The sequence below is a fragment of the Stenotrophomonas sp. GD04054 genome, assembly GCF_029836955.1.
Taxonomy (GTDB): Bacteria; Pseudomonadota; Gammaproteobacteria; order Xanthomonadales; family Xanthomonadaceae; genus Stenotrophomonas; species Stenotrophomonas maltophilia_A.
On the sequence record NZ_JAOECR010000003.1, the window covers coordinates 119090 to 139201 of the forward strand.

A 20112-nucleotide genomic window follows, 5' to 3' on the forward strand; every position below is an offset into this window, starting at 1 on the left:
CTTAATCCCCTCCGTCCCCTTTTCTTTCTACTGCCCAGCCTGGCGCTTGAGCCAGGTATCGCGCTCGGCCGGCGGCACCGCGAGGAACGCGCCGCGGACCTTGTCGCGCTCCTGCGGTGGCGTGCGCTGTGCCACCAGGGTCAGTTGGGCCAGCTGCGCCGGGCTGAGCTGGCGCAGCACGGCCAGCGCGGCCTCGCGCTGTTCCGGCGGCACGAAGCCGAACAGGCCGTGCAGCTTGGGGAACTCCAGGCCCAGCTGCGGGCCCAGCCGCCAGCCTTCGCGGAAGGCCTGGTCCTGCGCCTGGAACTGCTGGCGCAGGCGCTGCTGCTGGTCGGCCGGCAACGCATTGAATCGCGCAGCGGCCTGACGGATCCGCTCACGCTCGCCCTCCGGCAATGCCCGCCATGCGGCGTAGTCGGCGCGGCGCTGGCGCTGCTGCTGGGCATCGAGCTGGGCGAACGCAGCGGGCGTCGTACCCGTGGTGGCCGGGGCCACCGGTGAACTGCCCGGCACTGGCGGCGGCAGCGGCACGTTCAAGGTCTGCGGCGCGGCGGACAGCGACAACGGCAGGGCCAGCAGCAGGCTGGCGAATACGGTCTTATTCATCGGCAGCAGCGGTTTCCAGCGTGGCGCTGGCCGGCTCCGGCCGGCTCGGCTTGGATTGCGACTCGTCCACCGGCAGCGGGCCGCCCGCGGCGGTCCACGCATACAGATCGGCATCGGCCACCAGCGGATAGTCGCGGTCGGCCAGCATCGTGGCGTCGTCCGTCGCCTGCGCAGGGGTCGCGTCCGGCGTGGCATTGACCTTGCTCGGCGGCAGTGCTTCCACCGTGACGGGACCCGCCTCACCAACCACGCCTTCCGGCAGCGGTGCGTCGCTGCCGAACGAATGTCCCTGCCAATGGCGCCAGCCCAGCGCGGCGGCCAGCAGTACCACCACGGTTATCAGCAGGATCAACGGACCGCGCCAGCGCGGCTTGGCATTGGCGCGGCGGCGCTTGCCAGTGGCTGCAGCCCGCTCGTCGCGCTGCGGGGTGCGCCAGCTGGAGGTCGGCGCTTCACTGCTGTTCGTCGGTGCGGCCGGCTGTTGCAGCTGCTGCAGGCGTTTGACGGGCAGATCGCGGATGCGCAGCTGCACCTGTTCGGCCAGCTGGCGCCAGGCCGAGGCGTCGGGCTGGCCGTGCGCGTCACGCGGGCAGGCATCGGCCAGCAACTGCTGGTAGCCGGCTTCGTCCTGGTCGAGCACGCGCGTGGCGATACCTTCATCCAGGCTGCCGCCCACCCGCAGCAACAGCGCCAGGCGCGGCAACGGTCCCATCTGGCCCAAGGCGGCAAGCGGCGGCTCCCACTGGCCGCCCACCGGCTCACGCAGCGCCTGGCGCTGGCCCAGCAGGGTCCAGAAGCGGGTTGGCCACTGCGCCATCGGCAGGTCACTGGCGACCGCCGCAAACGCGCGCATCACCGCCACCAGTGTCTGTTCGGCCCGGGCAGCATCGCCGCACTGCAGTTCAGCCACCACCAGGGCGCGGCGTTCAACACCTCGCAGGAACGCCGACAGCGCGCCGGCCGCGGTCGAGGAAACAGGGGCGGGCACAGCCGTCATCGATCACTCCAAAGGTCTGCCCGCATGATAGCGGCAGGCAATCGGCGCCCGTAGGACTTGCGCCCACAGGCACTTCGTGCTGCAGGTTGTGCACAGCACCACGCTGCCTGCGCAGGAAACTGTGGCATCCAGCTGAATTCACTCTGTTTCAGCATTGTTTCACACTTAAGCAATTGATTTTGATGGATTTTAAAGTATGGCGATTTTTTGACCAACCGGAGCGTGAGGCCGTCGCCATCGGCCTCCTGCGCGCCCGCCGACCGGTAACGCACAGCGTTATCCACAGAACATGTGGATAAGACTGAATCTCCAATGGACACCGATATTTAGGTGACATTTATGATTCAACGGGCGCCGTCCCGCCGCCGCCCACCCCGCCATTCGCGCGCGCATGGCCCGGTACACTGGCCCGATGCTTTCACCGATTCCGACCCTGCAGGTCGCCCTGCCCGTCCCCCTGCCCCGCCTGTTCGACTACCTGTCGCCGGAGGGCGTGGCCCCCACGGTTGCGGTCGGCTGCCGCCTGAAGGTGCCGTTCGGCAACCGTGAGCTGGTCGGTGTGGTGGTGGGACACGGCCAGACCGACGACGGCCAGGGACTCCGCCAGGCGTTGACCTGGTGCGACCCGCAGCCGCTGCTGCAGGGTGAGCTGTGGCAGAGCCTGCAGTGGCTGGCGCGCTACACCCACGCGCCGTTGGGCGAAGTACTCAGCACCGCCCTGCCCGGCCCGCTGCGCCACGGCGAGGCCCTGCCCGACACCCATCACTGGGGCTGGCAACTGACACCCGAAGGCCATGCCCAGCGCGGGAAGCTGCGCGCCGGCAGCCGCCCGCGGCAGTTGGCCGAACTGCTGGCCGAGGCCGTGGTGGATGAAGACGTACTGGGCGAACGCATGGAGGACTGGCGCACCGCCGCACGCAGTCTGGCCAAGCGTGCACTGGCCGAGCGCGTGGCGATGACGGTGGCACCGCAGCATGCGCAGCCGTTGCCCGGGCCCACGCTCAACCCGGACCAGGCCGAGGCCGTGACTGCGATCAACGCCGCCGACGGCTTCCAGCCTTTCCTGCTGGATGGCGTGACCGGCAGCGGCAAGACCGAGGTCTACCTGCAGGCGATCATCCATTGCCTGGCACAGGGCAGGCAGGCGCTGGTGCTGGTGCCGGAAATCGGCCTGACTCCGCAGACCCTGGCACGCTTCCGCGGCCGCCTCGGCATCGCCGTGCATGCGCTGCATTCGGGCTTGAACGATAACGAGCGCGCTCGCGTCTGGGCAGCCGCCTCACGTGGTGAAGCACGGGTCATTGTCGGCACCCGCTCGGCAGTGTTCACGCCGCTGCCGCAGGCCGGTCTGCTGATCATCGACGAGGAACATGACGGCAGCTACAAGCAGCAGGACGGCATCCGCTACCACGCGCGCGATTTCGCCCTGGTGCGCGCCAAGGCGCTCGGCATTCCCGTGCTGCTCGGCAGTGCCACGCCCTCGCTGGAAACACTGCACAACGCCTATGCCGGGCGCTACACCCACCTGCGCCTGAAGCAGCGTGCCGGCGATGCACGACCACCGCGCGTGCGCATCCTTGATGTGCGCAAACGGCCATTGCACGATGGCCTCTCGGCCGATGTTCTGGCCGGCATCGGCGAGCACCTGCAGCGTGGCCAGCAGGTGCTGGTGTTCAAGAACCGCCGTGGCTATGCGCCGGTGCTGCTGTGCCACGACTGCGGCTGGACCGCACCGTGCAACCGCTGCGATGCTCCGATGACCGTGCATGGTGGCGGCCGCCGGCTGCAGTGTCACCACTGCGGTGCGCGGCAACCGGCGCCGCTGGCATGCCCGGCCTGCGGCAGCCTGGCGCTGCAGCCACAGGGCATCGGTACCGAACGCCTGGAAGAGCACCTCACCGCCGCCTTCGCCGATTTTCCGGTGGTGCGCATCGACCGCGGCACCACCTCACGACGCGACGCACTGGAACAGCAACTGGCGAGGCTGGGCGACCACCCCGGCATCCTGGTCGGCACGCAGATCCTGGCCAAGGGCCACGACCTGCCGAAGCTGACACTGGTGGTGGTGGTGGGCATCGACGAAGGTTTGTTCTCCGCGGACTTCCGCGCCAGCGAGAAACTGGCGCAGCAGCTGATTCAGGTCGCAGGACGCGCGGGACGTGCACGTGATCCTGGTGAGGTCTGGCTGCAGACCCATCACCCCGGGCATCCGCTGCTGGAAACCCTGGTGAGCGGTGGCTACCACCCGTTCGCGCAGGCCGAGTTGAACCAGCGCCAGGCCGCCGGATTCCCGCCGTTCGCGCATCTGGCACTGATGCGCGCCGAGGCACAGCAGGTCGAGCATGCCAATGCGTTCCTGCTGGCGGCGCGGCAACTGCTGGGGGAACAGAATGTGGTCGAGGCCTACGGGCCGATGCCGGCGCCAATGCCGCGGCGTGCCGGTTACCAGCGCACGCAGCTGTTGCTGTCCGCGCTTCAGCGGCCACCGCTGCATGGCGTGCTGGCCCAGCTGGTGCCGCAGCTGTATGCGCTGCCGGAGGCACGCAAGGTGCGCTGGTCGCTGGATGTGGATCCGACGGATCTGTATTGAGGGCGCTGCCCAATGCTGCGTAGAGTCGAGCTTGCTCGACTGCCGTGCGCCAGAAACAGTCGAGCAAGCTCGACTCTACCGTCGGTCCGTATGGACCCGACGGATCTGTATTGAGGCAGACGAACGCTAGCGCCGGGCCATGCCCGGCGGTCCTCCGCATACCACGCTCGCCGGGCATGGCCCGGCGCTACCCCTCAGGTCAGCGGCGACATCACGCCGCGCTGGTAGGCCGGGCGTTCGCGCAGGCGGGCGTACCAGTCGGCCAGGTGCGGCAGGTCCGGGCGCTGGATGGGCAGTTCGAACCAGGCATAGATCAGCGAGCCCAGCGGGATGTCACCCATCGCGAACGTCTCGCCCGACAGCCACGGCTGTCTGGCCAACGTGGCATCGGCCATCGCCAGGTAGTCACCGGCACGCACGATGGCGGCATTGATGCGCGCTTCGTCGCGGTCAGCTGGGGCGGTGCGCATGATGCCCCAGATCAGGTCGGTGTACAGCGGCGCCATGCGCGAGGTGCTCCAGTCCATCCACTTCTCGGCCTGGGCGCGTTCCATCGGGTCTTCGGCGTACAGCGTGCCCAGCGCGTAGCGCGCACTCAGATAGCGCACGATGGCATTCGATTCCCACAGCGGCAGGCCATGGTCTTCGATCACCGGCACCAGGCTGTTGGGATTCATCGCCAGGTACTCCGGCGTCTGCGTGCCGCCATGGCTGCCACCAACCTCGATGGATTCGTACGGCAGGCCGATTTCCTCGGCGCACCACAGCACCTTGCGGACGTTGCTGGAATTGCGGCGGCCCCAGATCTTCAACATGCGGGTTTTTCCTTGCTGGCAATGCGAGCGGCAACGATACGCCTGATCGGAGTGGGTGTGTGGGTGGCGGATGTGGAATCGGGCATCTGCGCGCTGCCGGCCAGCGGCCGGCACTACCGGTTTTTCTTCGGCAGCGCGCGCACGTAGGAGGACTTGCCGTCCTTCTTCAGCTCGAACAGCCCGATCGCCGCCAGCAGGTCACTGAGCTTGCCGTAACCGTAGTTGCGCGGGTCGAACGACGCCTGGTTGCCGATCTGGCTGCCGACCGGGCCGAGATGCGACCAGCCATCCTCGCCCTCGGCCGCGGACACCGCGCGGCGCAGCATCTTCACCAGCCGCGTGTCGCTGCGCATTTCCGCACCACTCTTGCGCGGGCGCGCATCGTCGTTGGCCACCGGCTCGTTCGATGCCTGTTCGCTGGACGCCTGTTCGGTATCCGGCACGCTGGCATGGGTCTGGCCCAGCGCTTCCAGATAGGTGAACTTCGAGCACGCGTTGACGAACGGCTCCGGGGTTTTCTTCTCGCCGAAGCCATACACCTTCACGCCATCGGTCAGCAGGCGCATCACCATCGGGGTGAAATCGGCATCGCTGGACACGATGGCGAAGCCATCGAGATTGCGCGCGTACAGCAGGTCCATGGCATCGATCACCATCGCCATGTCCGAGGCATTCTTGCCCTTGCTGTAGGCGAACTGCTGGATCGGGCGGATCGCATATTCGTGCAGCACGGCCTCCCAACCCTTCAACCGCGGGCTCTTCCAGTTGCCATAGGCGCGGCGCACGTTGGCCACGCCGTAGCGGGCGACTTCAGCCAGGACCTCGTCGATCTTCGAGGCCGGCGCATTGTCGGCGTCGATCAACAGGGCGATGCGCTTTTCCGGTTCGCTCATGGGCTCCTCACGGGCGGTTGCCTGAACCCGAGTATCGCCGATCCATGCGGGCGCTGACGTGACAGGGCGCCATCGTGCGAAGATGCCAGGCGCTTCCCCCAATGCCCCCACTGGAGTGAGTCGATGAGTCGCGAGCGCGTTCCCCACCTGGTTGTTGTCGGCGGCGGTTTTGCCGGCCTCTGGGCCACCCGTGCCCTGGCCCGCGAGCGCATACGCATCACCCTGGTCGACCGCCGCAACCACCATCTGTTCCAGCCGCTGCTGTACCAGGTGGCCACCGCCGGCCTGTCCGCGCCGGACATCGCCGCGCCGCTGCGCCACATCCTCGGCCACCAGCGCAATGTGGAAGTCCGCCTCGGCGAAGTGGTGACCATCGACAAGCAGGCCCGGCAGATCCGCATGGCCGATGGCAGCACGCTGGACTACGACAGCCTGCTGCTGGCTACCGGCGCCACCCACGCCTACTTCGGCAACGACCAATGGGCCGATGATGCGCCCGGGCTGAAGACGCTGGACGATGCCATCGCACTGCGCCGCAAGCTGCTGCTGGCGTTCGAACGCGCCGAGGCCGAGCCGGACCCGGCGAAGAAAGCGGCGTGGTTGAGCTTTGCCGTGGTCGGCGGCGGCCCCACCGGTGTTGAACTGGCCGGTACCTTGGCCGAAATCGCGCGGCATACGCTGCGCAACGAGTTCCGCCATATCGATCCGGCCAGCGCCAAGGTGCGGCTGGTCGAAGCCGGCCCGCGCGTGTTGTCTTCGTTCCCGGAAGTGCTTTCGCTGAAGGCACGGCGGCAACTGGAAAAACTGGGCGTGGAAGTATTGACCGGTACCCCGGTGAGCGACATCGACAGCCAGGGCTTCAAGCTCGGCGATCAGTTCGTGCCGGCCCGCACCGTGGTCTGGGCCGCCGGTGTGGCCGCTTCACCGCTGGCGCGCACCCTGGATGTGCCGCTGGACCGCGCCGGCCGCGTGCAGGTGCAGCCGGACCTCACCCTGCCTGGGCACCCCGAGCTGTTCGTGGCCGGTGACCTGGCCGCACTGAATCAAGCCAACGGCAAGCCGGTACCCGGCGTCGCGCCCGCCGCCAAGCAGATGGGCAAGTACGTGGCCGAGGTGATCCGCGCGCGCCTGGACGACAAGCCGGCACCAGGTCCCTTCAAGTACGCCGACTTCGGCAACCTGGCCACCATCGGCCGCATGGCCGCGATCGTGCACCTGGGCAGGCTGCAACTCTCGGGCGTCCTCGCCTGGTGGTTCTGGCTGGCCGCACACGTGTTCTTCCTGATCGGTTTCCGCAACCGCGTCGTGGTGCTGCTGAACTGGGCGGTGGCGTACTGGAGCTATCAGCGCAGCGCGCGCATCATCTTCGGTGATGACCAGGAAGACCGGCGACCCCGACGGTAATGCCCGCGCGCGGCGTGTCCCTGTAGAGCCGAGCCCATGCTCGGCTTCTGCAATCCGAACGAAGTGCAGCCGAGCATGGGCTCGGCTCTACAGCGCCTTCGGTTTCGGGTACCACAGCGCGTTGACGATGACCCAGCGCTGGTCGAAGCGGCCCATGTGGAAGTAGTCGACGAACCACGGGGTTTCCAGCCGCACCGAGGCCGCGTTGCCGGTCACGTCCAGCACCGTGCAGCGGCGTTCCCATTGATCCTTCGGGGTCTTCAGCGCGCCCTGTTTCGTCAACGAGACCAGTTCCTCCTTCGACATGCGGCGCAGGCCCAGGCGTTCGTCGGGTGTATCGCCGAGCACCGCGCGCTTGGCCAGGTCCGGGTGCAGGGAACGGGCGACACGCTGCGGGTCGGCCTCCAGCTGGCCATCGACGTAGTCGTGGCAGGTGGCTTCGATGGCCGCGATGGTGGCCGGGTCGGCGGCAGGGCTCGTTGCTGCGGAAAGAGCGAACAGCAGGGCAATCGTGGACATCCGGGTCTCCGGCTCTGGGCGCGGGGCGATCATCGCATGGGCAAGCCGCATCCACGCATGGCGTGGATCTACTGCATCAGGCCCATTTCGTCGACGCTCAGCTGCATGTACAGGAACGCGGCCGCTTCGTCGGTCATCGGCTGGCCCTGCGGGAAACTGTCGAGCCAGGCGGAGATGCGCGCATGCCGATGCTTCAGCGCATCAGCTATCGCGCGCTTTTCCGCGTCGGTGGCATGTTCCTGCATCTCATCGCGCAGCAGGTCATCGCCGATGCCCCATTTTTCGGCCAGCGGGATCAGGTCGACCAGATCGGGCGGCACCTGGTCGCGGCGCAGGTGGATGGGCTCGGGCGTGTCCGGGCCGCGCTGTGCGGCCAGTTCGGCGGCGCTGCCGATCTGCCCGTGCTGCAGCGGTGGCGGAGTCTGGGCGCAGGCCGACAGGGGGATACAGAACGTCAACATCAGCATCCAGCAGGATTTCATCGGACCGCTTCCTGTGTCGATGGATGTGGCGATGATGGCATGGCCCAGCACACCATCCACGCATGGCGTGGATCTACAGGACCGGGGCCTGCAGCCAGGCCAGTTTGCGTTCGCGCGGCTGTTGCTTGAGCTGCCATTCGGCGCGGGAGGCGGCGGCCCGGTCCGGGTACTCGCGCACGGCCAGCACGCGCAGCGGCGGCCGGGCCCGGGTGTAGCGCGCGCCCTTGCCGGCCTGGTGGGCGGCGAAGCGCGCGTCCACGTCGGTGCTGATGCCGGCGTAATAGCTGCCATCCCGGCATTCGAGCAGGTACAGGAACCACGGGCGGAGGGACGGGGCCATGCCCCGATTATGCCGTGCTGCACTGCAGCGGATATACTGGCGCCCGAATGCAGGAGAGAGGCGCCGCGCTGGCGCCCGCCGAAGGCGCAGGCTCCCATGATCGCTCAGGCCGGTGGGCTGGAATCCCACCAACCATGCATTCGACTCGCCGAGCTGGAGAGAGGTCACCGGGCACGCCCGGGACGATCCGCCGAAGGGGCACGCGGCCAACGCCGCTGAACTCTCAGGCAAAAGGACAGCGGGAGCGGCACCGGTCATCGTCATCCCGTCATTGCGCAGGCAGTGGCGGTAGTCGCGCATGGCCGGCCCCACCGCGCCCGGAGCCTGTCCCATGCTGCTGTCCATCATCTACCTGATCGCCATTTCCGCCGAAGCCATGACCGGCGCGCTGTCCGCCGGCCGTCGCCGCATGGACCTGTTCGGGGTGGTCATGATCGCCTGCGTCACCGCCCTCGGGGGCGGTTCGCTGCGCGACATCCTGCTCGGCCACTACCCGCTGGGCTGGGTGAAGCATCCCGAGTACCTGGGCTTCACCGTGTGCGCGGCGCTGATCGCCACCTGGGTGGCGCGCTGGATGCACCATTTCCGCCGCACCTTCCTGGTGCTCGATGGCCTGGGCCTGATCGCCTTCACCCTGATCGGCTGCTCGATCGCGCGCGAGGCCGGCCATGCCATGCCGATCGTGCTGATCGCCGGCATGCTGACCGGCGCCTTCGGCGGCGTGCTGCGCGACATTCTCTGCAACGAGGTGCCGCTGATCTTCCAGAAGGAGCTGTACGCGATCATCGCGCTGCTGACCGGCGCGGCCTACCTGTTGCTGCTGCACTGGGGCGTGGCCGACGCCACCGCGATCCTGTGCTGCCTCGGCGGCGGCTTCGCGCTGCGCCTGCTGGCGATCCACTACCGCTGGGAAATGCCGAAGTTCGTGTACCACGACGAAGTGCATTGAGCCTCTTCGTAGAGTCGAGCCATGCTCGACTATTCCTGGCAGACGCAGTCGAGCATGGCTCGACTCTACAAGATTGGTCGAGCCCGTTCGACGCATTGCAGAACATGACCATGGTCATGCGGCATTGGCCGGGGTGATTGGCTACCATTGTCACCCCGTCGCTGCCGCGACGGCATCCAGCCACGCCGCGCCCGCGGCCCCGCCAGACAACTCCCTCCCCGCTGCCCGTGGTGCCGTGAACGCGCCGACGGGCCCGCATGTCCCTGCGCGCGCAGGGCGCAGGATGCCCCATGTCTGTCGCCGAAAATTCCCGCTTCCGTCGTGCCCGCCTGTTGTGGGCGATGCTGGCCATCGCCCTCGCCGCCCTTCTGGCGTGGTGGCTGTGGCCCCGGAATGGTGCCGGCAGCAGCGACGATGCGCCGGGCAAGACGGTGCCGGTACGCGTGGCACGCGCCAGCGCCGAGCCGCTGGTGCTGCGCCTGAAGGCGGTCGGTACGGTCACCCCGCTGCACAGCGTGGTGGTACGCAGCCGCGTGGATGGCGAACTGCTACGGCTGCATTTCCAGGAAGGCCAGCAGGTGAAGGCCGGCGATCTGCTGGCGCAGATCGACCCGCGCCCGTATGAAGTGAAGCTGGCACAGGCGCAGGGTACCCAGCAGCAGAATCTGGCCGAGCTGGAAAACGCCGAGCGCCAGCTGCAGCGCTACCGCGAACTGCAGAAGCAGAACTACGTGTCCGGGCAGGAACTGAGCGACCAGCAGAGCAAGGTGCGCCAGCTGCAGGGCCGCCGCCTCAGCGATCAGGCGTCTGTTGATGAAGCGCGCCTGCAGCTGCAGTACACCCGCATCACCGCGCCGGTCAGTGGCCGCGTCGGGCTGCGCCGTTTGGACGTGGGCAACCTGGTGCGCGCCAGCGATGCCGAAGGCCTGGTGACGCTGGCGCAGACCGCGCCGATCAGCGTGCTGTTCACGGTGCCCGAACCCGAGCTGCCTGCGCTGCTCGATGCCGTGCAGGCGCAACCGGCACTGGCGGTGGAAACCTGGGACCGCGAAGAACGCCGGCAGCTGGCCCGCGGCTCGCTGTCCAGCGTCGACAACCGCATCGATACCACCACCGGCACGTTGAAACTGCGTGCGCACTTCGACAACCACGATCTGGCGCTGTTCCCCAACCAGTTCGTCAACGTCCGCCTGCAGCTGGGCGAGCAGCCCGCGCTGCTGATTCCCGATGCCGCCGTGCAGTTCGGCAGCCAGGGCAACTACGTGCATATCGTCGACAAGGACAGCAAGGCACAGCGCCGCACCGTGGTGCTCGGTCCGGCCGATGATGGGCGCGTGGCCGTGCGCTCCGGGCTGGCCGCAGGGGACAAGGTGGTGATCGAAGGCATCGACGGGCTGGAAGACGGCACGGCGGTGGAGATCATCACCGAGGAGGCCGCGACCAGGGCCGGCGCATGAACCTCTCGCGCCCGTTCATCCTGCGCCCGGTCGCAACGACTCTCCTGATGGTGGCGCTGCTGCTGTCCGGCGTGCTGGCCTATCGCCTGCTGCCGGTGGCGGCGCTGCCGCAGGTCGATTACCCGATCATCCAGATCACCACGCTGTATCCGGGGGCCAGCCCCGAACTGACCACACGCACCATCACCGCGCCGCTGGAACGCCAGCTGGGGCAGATTCCCGGTCTGAAACAACTGTCGTCGACCAGTTCCGGCGGCGCCTCGGTCATCACCCTGCAGTTCGGGCTGGAGGTGTCGCTGGGTGTGGCCGAGCAAGACGTGCAGGCCGCGATCAACGCAGCGGGCAGCTTCCTGCCCGACGACCTGCCGGTGCCGCCGGTGTACCGCAAGGTCAACCCGGCCGACACCCCCATCCTGACCTTGGCGGTGACCTCGCAAGGCCTGTCGCTACCGCAGGTGCACGATCTGGTGGATACGCGCATCGCCCAGCGCCTGGCGCAGTTGCCCGGCGTCGGCCTGGTCAGCCTGGCCGGTGGCCAGCGCCCGGCGGTGCGCATCCAGGTCAATCCAGCGGCGCTGGCCGCCAACAACCTGGGCATGGACCACATCCGCACCGCCATCGCCGCCGCCAACGTCAACCTGCCCAAGGGCAGTTTCGATGGCCCGATCCGCGCGGTGATGCTCGATGCCAACGATCAGATGCGCAGCGTGGATGAGTACCGTGCCCTGGTACTGGCCTGGCGCGACGGCGCGCCGCTGCGGCTGGGCGATGTAGCCACCATTACCGATGGCGCCGAGAACCGCCAGTTGGCTGCGTGGAGCGGTACCACGCCGGCAGTACTGGTGAACATCCAGCGCCAGCCCGGCGCCAACGTGATCGCCGTGGTCGAGCAGGTGCGTACGCTGCTGCCGCAGCTGCAGGCCACGCTGCCCGCCGGCGTGCAGATGAATGTACTGAGCGACCGCACCGAATCGATCCGGGCGTCGGTGCGCGGCGTGCAGAAAGAACTGGTACTGGCCATCGGCCTGGTGGTGCTGGTCACCTGGGTGTTCCTGCGCAATCTGCCGGCCACGCTCATTCCCAGCGTCGCGGTGCCGCTGTCGCTCATCGGCACCTTCGCGGTGATGCTGCTGGCCGGCTATTCGCTCAACAACCTCACGCTGATGGCGCTGACCATCGCCACCGGCTTCGTGGTGGACGATGCCATCGTGATGCTGGAGAACATCACCCGCCATCTGGAGGAAGGCGAAAGCCCCCGCGATGCAGCGCTGAAAGGCGCAGCCGAGATCGGCTTCACCCTGGTGTCGCTGACTGTTTCGCTGATCGCGGTGCTGATCCCGCTGCTGTTCATGGCCGACCTGGTGGGTGCACTGTTCCATGAGTTCGCAGTGACACTGGCTGTAGCCATCGGCATTTCGCTGGTGGTCTCGCTGACGCTGACGCCGATGCTGTGCGCGCGGTTCCTGAAGCCGCACGAGAAGACTGGACATGCGCCCGATGTCTTCGACCGCGTCATCGGCCTCTACGACCGCCAGCTGCGCTGGGTGCTGCAGCGCCAGCCGCTGATGTTGCTGGCCACCGTTGCCACCCTCGCACTGACCGTGGCGCTGTACTTCGCCGTGCCCAAGGGTTTCTTCCCGGTGCAGGATGCCGGCCTGGTGCAGGGCATCAGCGAAGCGCCGCAGGCGATCTCATTCCAGGCCATGCGCGAGCGCCAGCAGGCGCTGGCGGCGGCCATCGAAGCCGACGAGGCGGTGGCCAGCGTGTCGTCCTACATCGGCGTGGACGGCAACAATGCCACGCTCAATACCGGCCGCCTGCTGATCGAGCTGAAACCGCACGGCGACCGCGATGGCGCCGCCGTGGTGATGGCGCGCCTGCAACAGCGCGTGTCGAAGATCCCCGGCATCACCCTGTACCTGCAGCCGGTACAGGAGCTGGGCATCGAAGACCGCATCAGCCGCACCCAGTACCAGTTCACCCTGACCACGCCGGATCTGGAAACGCTGGAACGCTGGACACCGAAGCTGCTGCAGGCCCTGCGCCAGTCGCCTGCACTGCGTGATGTCGCCAGCGATCTGCAGATGCAGGGTCGGCAGGCGCGCGTAGAAATAGACCGCGATGCGGCGGCGCGCCTGGGCGTAAGCGTGGAAGCGGTAGCCGATGCGCTGTACGACGCCTATGGGCAGCGCCAGATCTCGACCATCTTCACCCAGGCCAGCCAATACCGGGTGGTGCTGGAAGCCGATCCGGCGCGCCAGCCGGGACCGGAAGCCATCACCGGCCTGCGCGTGCGCAACAGCGCCGGACAGACCGTACCGCTGGGTTCGGTAGCGCGTGTAGAGGTGGGTCCGTCCGCGCTGCTGCGCAATCACGTGGGCCAGTTCCCGGCGGCCACGCTGTCGTTCAATCTTGCCCCGGGCGCTTCGCTGGGCGAAGCGGTGGATGCCGTGCTCGCCGCGCGCGCGCAGGTGAACCTGCCGCAGAGTATCGAACTTCGCCTGCAGGGCGCGGCGGCCGCCTTCAGCAGCTCGCTGTCGACCACGTTGTGGCTGATCCTGGCGGCCGTGGTAGTGATGTACATCGTGCTGGGCGTGCTCTACGAGAGCTTCATCCACCCCATCACCATCCTCTCCACCCTGCCCTCGGCCACCGTCGGTGCGTTGGCGGCACTGTGGGTAAGCGGACGCAGCCTGGACCTGATCGCGGTGATCGGCATCGTGCTGCTGATCGGCCTGGTGAAGAAGAACGCGATCATGATGATCGACTTCGCGCTGGACGCGCAGCGCACACGCGGCATGTCACCGCGCGAGGCGATCCATCAGGCCGCGCTGCTGCGCTTCCGGCCGATCCTGATGACCACGCTGGCCGCGCTGTTCGGCGCAGTGCCGCTGATGCTGGCCAGCGGTTCCGGCGCCGAGCTGCGGCAGCCACTGGGCTGGGTGATGGTGGGGGGGCTGCTGGTCAGCCAGGTACTGACCCTGTTCACCACGCCGGTGATCTACCTGGCCTTTGATCGCCTGCAGCGTGGCCGTGCGACGTCCCCGGTGGCCGTTGACGAGGCGCGCGCGTGACCCCCATCGCGCGCCTGGCGCAGGCCTGCGTGCAGCGCCCGGTTGCGACGATCCTGCTGGCGGTGGCGCTGGTGCTGGCTGGCCTGCTGGCATTGCGCCTGTTGCCGGTGGCGCCACTGCCACAGGTCGATTACCCGGCCATTGAAGTCAGTGCCAGCCTGCCCGGCGCCTCGCCCGAGTCGATGGCAGCCACCGTCGCCACGCCGCTGGAGCGCGCACTGGGCAGCCTGCCCGGCATCTCACGCATCGACTCGGCCAGCACCCAGGGCCAGACCCAGATCGAACTGAAGTTCGTACTCGGCCGCGACATCGATGAGGCAGCGCGTGAAGTGCAGGCCGCCATCAATCTTGCACGCGGGCAGTTGCCCAGTGGCATGCCCGGCATGCCGCAGTACCGCAAGGTCAATCCCTCACAGGCACCGATCCTGGCGCTGGCACTGACCTCGGACACGCGTTCGCCAGGCCAGCTGTATGACCTGGCCTCCACCGTGCTGGCGCAGAAGCTGTCGCAGGTACCGGGCGTGGGCGAAGTGCAGGTGGGCGGCAGCGCCTTGCCCGCCGTGCGTGTATCGCTGGACCCGAATGCACTGAACCATGCAGGCCTGGCGCTGGAGGACGTGGCCCAGGCCATCGGCCGCGCCAACGCCATGCGCCCGCTGGGTGCCGTGGGCGATGACCGCCAGCAGTGGCAGCTGGAAGCGCCGCTGCAGCTGCGCCAGGCCGCGCAGTACCGCGAACTGGCATTGAAGGTCAGCGACGACCGCACGCTGCGGCTGGGCGATGTCGCCGCCGTTGCCGATGGCGTGGAAGACCGTTACGCCAGCGGCTTCCACAACGAACGCCCCGCCGTGCTGCTGATCGTCAGCCGCCAACCCGGCGCCAACATCATCGCCACCGTTGATGCCATCCAGGCGCAGCTACCGCAACTGCATGCGCTGTTGCCCTCCGGCGTGGACATGCGGCTGGTGATGGACCGCTCGCCGGTGATCCGCGCCACCCTGCACGAAGCAGAGCTCACGCTGGTGCTGGCGATCGTGCTGGTGGTGCTGGTGGTGCTCGGCTTCCTCGGCCACTGGCGTGCAGCGTTGGTGCCCAGCGTGGCCATTCCGGTGGTGCTGTTCGGCACGCTGGCGCTGATCGCGCTGATGGGCTTCTCACTCAATACGCTTTCATTGATGGCGCTGATCGTCGCCGCCGTGCTGGTGGTGGACGATGCCATCGTGGTGCTGGAGAACATCGCCCGCCATCGCGAACTGGGCGCCGACCGCTGGCAGGCGGCAGTACGGGGTGCATCGGAAGTCGGTGCCACGCTGCTGTCGATGAACGTTGCACTGGCCGTGGTGTTCGTCTCCATCCTGTTCCTGGACGACTTCGTCGAACGCCTGTTCCGCGAATTCTCGTTGACCCTGGTGGCGGCCATGACGGTCTCCGTGCTGGTCGCGCTGAGCCTGGTGCCGATGCTGTGCGCACGATTGTTCGTGGATGCCGCACAGCAACCCTCGCGTTGGCAGCGCGGCAGCAACGCACTGTTCGAGCGCCTGCGCGGCGCCTACCTGCGCACCCTGCAGGCCAGCATGCGCCGGTTGCGCTGGCCGCTGCTGGCGTTCGTGGCCGTGATCGCCCTCAACGCCTGGTTGTTCCAACAGGTGCCCAAGGGCATCGTGCCCAAGCAGGACACCGCGCAGCTGCGTGGCTTCGCGCGCGGCGATGACGGCCTGTCCTTCCAGGCCATGCAACCGAAGATCGATGCGTACAGGAAGCTGTTGCTGTCCGATCCGGCCATCGAGGACATCATCGGCTACATCGGTGGCAGCAACGGGGTCAACAACGCCTTCATCATGATCAAGATGAAGCCGCTGGCCGAGCGCAAGGTGTCCAGCCAGCAGGTGATCGACCGCCTGCGCGCGCGGCTGCCCAAGCTGCCCGGCGGCAATCTCTATCTGTGGGTGGACCAGGACATCCGCCTGGAGGGCGCCGGCAGCAGCGGCAAGTACGAGTTCCAGCTGCTTTCAGCCGATACAGCGCCCCTGCGCGAATGGGCACCGAAGGTGGCTGCCGCCCTGCGTGGCCTGCCCGAACTGGTTGACGTGGAAGCACAGGGTGAAGCGGGCATGCGCCAGGTGGTGCTGGATATCGACCGCGAAGCAGCCGCGCGCCACGGCGTGGACCTGCGCACCGTCGCCAACATGCTCAACAACTCCTTCAGCCAGCGCCAGGTCGCCACGCTGTACGACAGCCTCAACCAGTACCGCGTGGTGATGGAGCTGGACCCGAAGCACACCCAGGACCCGGGCACGCTGTCACGCCTGCAGGTGATCGATGGCAACGGCCAGCGCATTCCGCTGTCGGGCATCGCCAGCTGGCGCTATGGCATGGCACCGGACCGGGTGTACCACAGCGAGCAGTTCGCCTCGATCTGGATCGAGTTCGCGCTGGCACCGGGGATGGGCCTGGAACAGGCCACGCAGGCGATCGATGGTGCGATGTCGAAACTGATGCTGCCGCGTTCGGTCCAGGGAAAACTGTCCGGTGAAGCCGGCGGGCTGGATCAGCTGCGCGCGCGCCAGCTATGGCTGGTGCTGGGCGCCACGCTGGCGGTGTACCTGGTGCTGGGCATCCTCTACGAGAGCTTCCTGCAGCCGCTGGTGATCCTGTCCACCCTGCCTTCGGCCGGTGTCGGCGCGCTGCTGGCGCTGTGGCTGTTCGGCAACGAACTGAACCTGATCGCCCTGCTCGGCCTGTTCCTGCTGGTGGGCGTGGTGATGAAGAACACCATCCTGCTGGTGGATTTCGCGCTGGCCGGCGAGCGGCGCGGGCTGAGCGCGCAGGATTCAGTGATGGAAGCCGCGCGGTTGCGCCTGCGGCCGATCCTGATGACCTCGCTGGCAGCGCTGCTGGGCACGCTGCCGCTGATGCTGGCCAACGGCGAAGGCTGGGAGCTGCGGCAACCGCTGGGCATTGCGATTGTCGGCGGCTTGCTGGTCAGCCAGTGGTTGACGCTGTACACGACCCCGGCGATGTATCTGGCCTTGGCGAGGATTCGGGCGAAGCGGTGAAGGTGGGGCGGGGAATTCATCCACGCGTGGCGTGGATCTACCGTCAATGCCGCACGACGAACCCGCCGGACCGGCCGCTGGATGGCGCCTGCAGCTCCTCGTTGAAGGCTGCCTTGATGGCCTCGACCACCACGTCACGGTCCATGCCCTCACTGGTCACCAGCGCGTCGGCAACGTGCTGGGCAACATCTGCAAGAATTCGCCCCCAGGCACGTTCTTCGCGGATGTCGGGGCGATCCTCGTACAGCCCCACTTTCAATGATGCATGCAGCCCGCGCTCAGCGATCCACACGCGAATCATCTCGACCGAAGATTCGTCGCGTTGGGCAGCTTCAGGGATGATCAGTTCTTTCATGGCGGCAGCCGCAAGGAGAAGTGATCGCATTGTGGCCCACATCCATGCATGGCGTGGATCTACTGCGGACCTTGAGTAGAGTCGAGCTTGCTCGACTGCCGTTGGTGCACGTTTTTCCGCAGTCGAGCAAGCTCGACTCTACGTGTCCAAGGCGGATCATCGCACTGTGCGGACTGGACCACTTGGCGTGCCGGGTGCGACCCGACGGGCCCGCGACAAATGTGGCCTCCAGCGGGTCGTAGCCGTCATTGCCGGGGACGGCGAATCGTCCACGCATGGCGTGGATCTACTGCCACCCCGGCGATGTACCTGGCGCTGTCACTCATGCGCAGCGCCAGGCGCATCGCCGGTGCAGATGGGCCGGTCTCCAACTCCGACCGGCCCTGATCGCGGCCGCACCCCCGCAGGCGCTGGCCGCCATCCACACACGTGCCGCACTCAGGCGGCTTCCATCAAGCTGCTTCGGACACCTTCACGTCGCGACGGGCGCGCACGGCCGCAGCCAGTCGCTCCAGCACCGTCACGGTGGTGTCCCAGTCGATGCAGCCATCGGTGATGCTCTGCCCATAGACCAGCGGCTGGCCTTCCACCAGTTCCTGGCGGCCACCGACCAGATGGCTCTCGATCATCACGCCAACGATGCGCTGTTCGCCGTCTTCCAGCTGAACGGCGATGTCCTCGATCACCTTCGGCTGGTTCTCCGGGTTCTTCAGGCTGTTGGCATGGCTGGCGTCGATCATCAGACGCGTCGGCAACTTGGCCTTGGCCAGCACCTGGCAGGCCTCGGCAACACTGCCTGCGTCGTAGTTCGGCTGCTTGCCGCCGCGCAGGATCACATGGCAATCCGGGTTGCCGGTGGTCGACACGATGGCGGTACCGCCCTGCTTGGTGACCGACAGGAAGTGATGAGGATTGGACGCGGCACCTACCGCGTCGGCGGCGATCTTCACGTTGCCATCGGTGCCGTTCTTGAAGCCGACCGGGCACGACAGCCCCGAGGCCAGCTCGCGATGCACCTGGCTTTCGGTGGTGCGTGCGCCGATCGCACCCCATGCCACCAGGTCGGCGATGTACTGCGGCGAGATCACGTCGAGGAACTCGACACCGGCCGGCAGGCCCAGCTTGTTGATGTCGCGCAGCAGGCCGCGGGCGATGCGCAGGCCCTTGTCGATCCTGAAGCTGCCGTCCAGGTCCGGATCGTTGATCAGGCCCTTCCAGCCCACCGTGGTGCGCGGCTTCTCGAAGTACACGCGCATGACGATTTCCAGTTCGCCGGCCAGTGCGTCGCGCAGCGGCTTCAGGCGCTGGGCGTATTCGATGGCGGCCTTCGGGTCGTGGATCGAGCACGGGCCAACCACCACCGCCAGGCGGTCGTCACGGCCATGCAGGATCTGGTGCAGGGCCGCGCGCGAGGCGCTGACGGTGTCGGAGGCTTCATCGTCACAGGGCAGCATCGCCAGCAGCTGGGCAGGCGGTGTCAGCGGTTCGATGGTGCGGATACGCAGGTCGCCGGTGTGCGGGGGCATTGCGGGAGATCTCCGGAACGTTGGGGGTCCCCAGCGTGGCGGCATGAAAAAAGCCGCCAGGTTCGCTGGCGGCTTTCGGGAATGCGTCTGAAGCTTTCTTCAGGGTGAGCGCAGTCCTTCCTCCGCCAGTGGCTTCGGAAAGTAATACCAGTAAAAGCTGGTGGGGGCTGCGTTCATGGGATCTATTGATAACACAGCTTTTGCGCAGTGCAAAATGTTTCATCCGCAACTGGGGACGCGGTTCAGCGAGGTGCGCACCAGCCATGCCTACGCGGCGGCAGCCACGCGAAGTTGCTCATTTACCATGCACTTCCACGTCCAGCAGCAGGCCTTCGTGGATGTCGGCCCAGCGTTCCAGCACGCGATCCAGCTCCTGCCTGGCTTCGTCCAGCTGCTCGGGGTTGAGCAGGGAACGCGCGGTGTAGAGGTCGGAAACCAACCGCCGCAGGGCCGATTCCGGGATGGCCACCGACGGCCCCTCCAGGCCCGGCAACTGCAACGCCGGGCTGTCGCCAAGAGGGCCGAACAGCGTGACCTGGAGCGTGCTCTGCATGATCAACTTCCCTGCGGATGGACATGGGCAATGCACTGTTTACAGTGTCTGGGTGACAGGCGCATGTGCCTCCCATGCCGAGGCCCGGGATCTGCCGGCGTCTGCCGCCCCGCTACAGGGCGGCCAGGTCGGCCAGGTCGGCCAGGTGCTGGGCCATGCTGTCCATCGCGCCTACTGCATGGGTGGTGGTGAAGTACGCATGCCAGCCGGTCGCGGCGATGCCGGCCACCAGCGCATCGACCTCCTCGCGGCTTGCACAGCGCCAGACCGCATAGAACTGCTCATCGCTGCCGTGCGGTACGCCCGTGGCAATGCGGCCCATCGCCAGCGGCGTGATGCGGGCTGGATCGAACTGCTGCATGCCGGCGCCGATACGGGCGAAGAAGGCATTCCGCTGCTCGGGCGGGAGTGTGGTCCAGGCTGGTGTGGCGGTGTAGAGCTCGATGAAGGTGTGCGACATGGTGGTTCTTCCTTGAGGTTTACGAGGTTGCGGGGT

17 protein-coding genes and 2 riboswitches are annotated in these 20112 nt (G+C 67.3%); of the genes, 6 read left to right on the plus strand and 11 right to left on the minus strand.

Annotation, left to right across the window (positions count from 1 at the left end):
* Window positions 1-27: 27 nt before the first annotated feature.
* Together N7573_RS03475 and N7573_RS03480 are read right to left on the minus strand one after the other, a co-directional pair.
* Window positions 28-606, minus strand: a complete 579-nt coding sequence (locus tag N7573_RS03475) for a DUF3106 domain-containing protein (protein WP_277778272.1) — start codon at window positions 604-606, stop codon at window positions 28-30.
* Window positions 599-1603, minus strand: coding sequence for a hypothetical protein (locus N7573_RS03480; protein WP_032129681.1), 1005 nt, complete (start codon window positions 1601-1603; stop codon window positions 599-601). The genes N7573_RS03475 and N7573_RS03480 overlap by 8 nt, the downstream gene beginning before the upstream one ends.
* Before the next feature lie 412 nt (window positions 1604-2015).
* Here N7573_RS03480 and N7573_RS03485 point away from each other — a divergent pair, with 412 nt between their 5' ends.
* Window positions 2016-4193 (plus strand): primosomal protein N', encoded by a 2178-nt coding sequence (locus tag N7573_RS03485; protein ID WP_279913642.1) that lies wholly within the window; start codon window positions 2016-2018, stop codon window positions 4191-4193.
* A 194-nt stretch (window positions 4194-4387) separates the two neighbouring features.
* Here the strand turns inward: N7573_RS03485 and N7573_RS03490 are convergent, their stop codons facing one another.
* Entirely contained in the window at window positions 4388-5008 is a 621-nt protein-coding gene (locus N7573_RS03490) for a glutathione S-transferase (protein ID WP_049461958.1), read from the minus strand.
* 113 nt (window positions 5009-5121) lie between these two features.
* Entirely contained in the window at window positions 5122-5901 is a 780-nt protein-coding gene (locus N7573_RS03495) for an NYN domain-containing protein (RefSeq protein ID WP_005411210.1), read from the minus strand.
* Window positions 5902-6024: 123 nt separating this feature from the next.
* On the opposite strand from N7573_RS03495, the gene N7573_RS03500 reads away from it, so the two are divergent.
* A complete protein-coding gene (locus tag N7573_RS03500) occupies window positions 6025-7305 on the plus strand; it encodes an NAD(P)/FAD-dependent oxidoreductase (protein WP_164160837.1) in 1281 nt (426 codons plus the stop codon).
* A gap of 87 nt (window positions 7306-7392) precedes the next feature.
* Here the strand turns inward: N7573_RS03500 and N7573_RS03505 are convergent, their stop codons facing one another.
* From N7573_RS03505 to N7573_RS03515, 3 genes are all read right to left on the minus strand, one after another.
* A complete protein-coding gene (locus N7573_RS03505; RefSeq protein WP_134952007.1) occupies window positions 7393-7824 on the minus strand; it encodes a nuclear transport factor 2 family protein in 432 nt (143 codons plus the stop codon).
* A gap of 68 nt (window positions 7825-7892) precedes the next feature.
* A complete protein-coding gene (locus N7573_RS03510; RefSeq protein ID WP_049400991.1) occupies window positions 7893-8306 on the minus strand; it encodes a hypothetical protein in 414 nt (137 codons plus the stop codon).
* Window positions 8307-8379: 73 nt separating this feature from the next.
* On the minus strand, window positions 8380-8646 hold the full coding sequence (locus N7573_RS03515; protein ID WP_005419660.1) for a GIY-YIG nuclease family protein: 267 nt from the start codon (window positions 8644-8646) through the stop codon (window positions 8380-8382).
* A 40-nt stretch (window positions 8647-8686) separates the two neighbouring features.
* A riboswitch (glycine riboswitch) is annotated at window positions 8687-8776 on the plus strand.
* Window positions 8777-8789: 13 nt separating this feature from the next.
* A riboswitch (glycine riboswitch) is annotated at window positions 8790-8893 on the plus strand.
* 84 nt (window positions 8894-8977) lie between these two features.
* On the opposite strand from N7573_RS03515, the gene N7573_RS03520 reads away from it, so the two are divergent.
* The 4 genes from N7573_RS03520 to N7573_RS03535 all read left to right on the plus strand — a co-directional run bounded on the left by N7573_RS03520 (window position 8978) and on the right by N7573_RS03535 (window position 17182).
* Complete coding sequence (locus N7573_RS03520) at window positions 8978-9595, plus strand: trimeric intracellular cation channel family protein (protein WP_005411215.1); 618 nt, start codon at window positions 8978-8980, stop codon at window positions 9593-9595.
* A 290-nt stretch (window positions 9596-9885) separates the two neighbouring features.
* Window positions 9886-11052, plus strand: coding sequence for an MdtA/MuxA family multidrug efflux RND transporter periplasmic adaptor subunit (locus N7573_RS03525; RefSeq protein WP_279913388.1), 1167 nt, complete (start codon window positions 9886-9888; stop codon window positions 11050-11052).
* Complete coding sequence (locus N7573_RS03530) at window positions 11049-14126, plus strand: multidrug efflux RND transporter permease subunit (protein WP_279913389.1); 3078 nt, start codon at window positions 11049-11051, stop codon at window positions 14124-14126. Before N7573_RS03525 ends, N7573_RS03530 begins: the two co-directional genes overlap by 4 nt.
* Complete coding sequence (locus tag N7573_RS03535) at window positions 14123-17182, plus strand: efflux RND transporter permease subunit (RefSeq protein ID WP_279913390.1); 3060 nt, start codon at window positions 14123-14125, stop codon at window positions 17180-17182. Before N7573_RS03530 ends, N7573_RS03535 begins: the two co-directional genes overlap by 4 nt.
* A 43-nt stretch (window positions 17183-17225) precedes the next feature.
* Here the strand turns inward: N7573_RS03535 and N7573_RS03540 are convergent, their stop codons facing one another.
* From N7573_RS03540 to N7573_RS03555, 4 genes are all read right to left on the minus strand, one after another.
* A complete protein-coding gene (locus N7573_RS03540; RefSeq protein WP_080356512.1) occupies window positions 17226-17537 on the minus strand; it encodes a DUF5076 domain-containing protein in 312 nt (103 codons plus the stop codon).
* A 452-nt stretch (window positions 17538-17989) separates the two neighbouring features.
* Window positions 17990-19063, minus strand: a complete 1074-nt coding sequence (locus N7573_RS03545) for a 3-deoxy-7-phosphoheptulonate synthase (protein ID WP_279913519.1) — start codon at window positions 19061-19063, stop codon at window positions 17990-17992.
* A gap of 295 nt (window positions 19064-19358) precedes the next feature.
* Entirely contained in the window at window positions 19359-19616 is a 258-nt protein-coding gene (locus N7573_RS03550; RefSeq protein WP_005414620.1) for a hypothetical protein, read from the minus strand.
* A 112-nt stretch (window positions 19617-19728) separates the two neighbouring features.
* On the minus strand, window positions 19729-20076 hold the full coding sequence (locus N7573_RS03555) for a DUF6616 family protein (protein ID WP_279913518.1): 348 nt from the start codon (window positions 20074-20076) through the stop codon (window positions 19729-19731).
* Between the last annotated feature and the right edge of the window lie 36 nt (window positions 20077-20112).

Bases quoted from the DNA above. Each gene is read 5' to 3' on its own strand.
- N7573_RS03480 (WP_032129681.1), bottom strand. From the start codon at position 1,603: ATGACGGCTGTGCCCGCCCCTGTTTCCTCGACCGCGGCCGGCGCGCTG.
- N7573_RS03475 (WP_277778272.1), bottom strand. From the start codon at position 606: ATGAATAAGACCGTATTCGCCAGCCTGCTGCTGGCCCTGCCGTTGTCG.
- N7573_RS03555 (WP_279913518.1), bottom strand. From the start codon at position 20,076: ATGTCGCACACCTTCATCGAGCTCTACACCGCCACACCAGCCTGGACC.
- N7573_RS03490 (WP_049461958.1), bottom strand. From the start codon at position 5,008: ATGTTGAAGATCTGGGGCCGCCGCAATTCCAGCAACGTCCGCAAGGTG.
- N7573_RS03540 (WP_080356512.1), bottom strand. From the start codon at position 17,537: ATGAAAGAACTGATCATCCCTGAAGCTGCCCAACGCGACGAATCTTCG.
- N7573_RS03515 (WP_005419660.1), bottom strand. From the start codon at position 8,646: ATGGCCCCGTCCCTCCGCCCGTGGTTCCTGTACCTGCTCGAATGCCGG.
- N7573_RS03525 (WP_279913388.1), top strand. From the start codon at position 9,886: ATGTCTGTCGCCGAAAATTCCCGCTTCCGTCGTGCCCGCCTGTTGTGG.
- N7573_RS03550 (WP_005414620.1), bottom strand. From the start codon at position 19,616: ATGCAGAGCACGCTCCAGGTCACGCTGTTCGGCCCTCTTGGCGACAGC.
- N7573_RS03485 (WP_279913642.1), top strand. From the start codon at position 2,016: ATGCTTTCACCGATTCCGACCCTGCAGGTCGCCCTGCCCGTCCCCCTG.
- N7573_RS03495 (WP_005411210.1), bottom strand. From the start codon at position 5,901: ATGAGCGAACCGGAAAAGCGCATCGCCCTGTTGATCGACGCCGACAAT.
- N7573_RS03520 (WP_005411215.1), top strand. From the start codon at position 8,978: ATGCTGCTGTCCATCATCTACCTGATCGCCATTTCCGCCGAAGCCATG.
- N7573_RS03505 (WP_134952007.1), bottom strand. From the start codon at position 7,824: ATGTCCACGATTGCCCTGCTGTTCGCTCTTTCCGCAGCAACGAGCCCT.
- N7573_RS03530 (WP_279913389.1), top strand. From the start codon at position 11,049: ATGAACCTCTCGCGCCCGTTCATCCTGCGCCCGGTCGCAACGACTCTC.
- N7573_RS03500 (WP_164160837.1), top strand. From the start codon at position 6,025: ATGAGTCGCGAGCGCGTTCCCCACCTGGTTGTTGTCGGCGGCGGTTTT.
- N7573_RS03510 (WP_049400991.1), bottom strand. From the start codon at position 8,306: ATGAAATCCTGCTGGATGCTGATGTTGACGTTCTGTATCCCCCTGTCG.
- N7573_RS03545 (WP_279913519.1), bottom strand. From the start codon at position 19,063: ATGCCCCCGCACACCGGCGACCTGCGTATCCGCACCATCGAACCGCTG.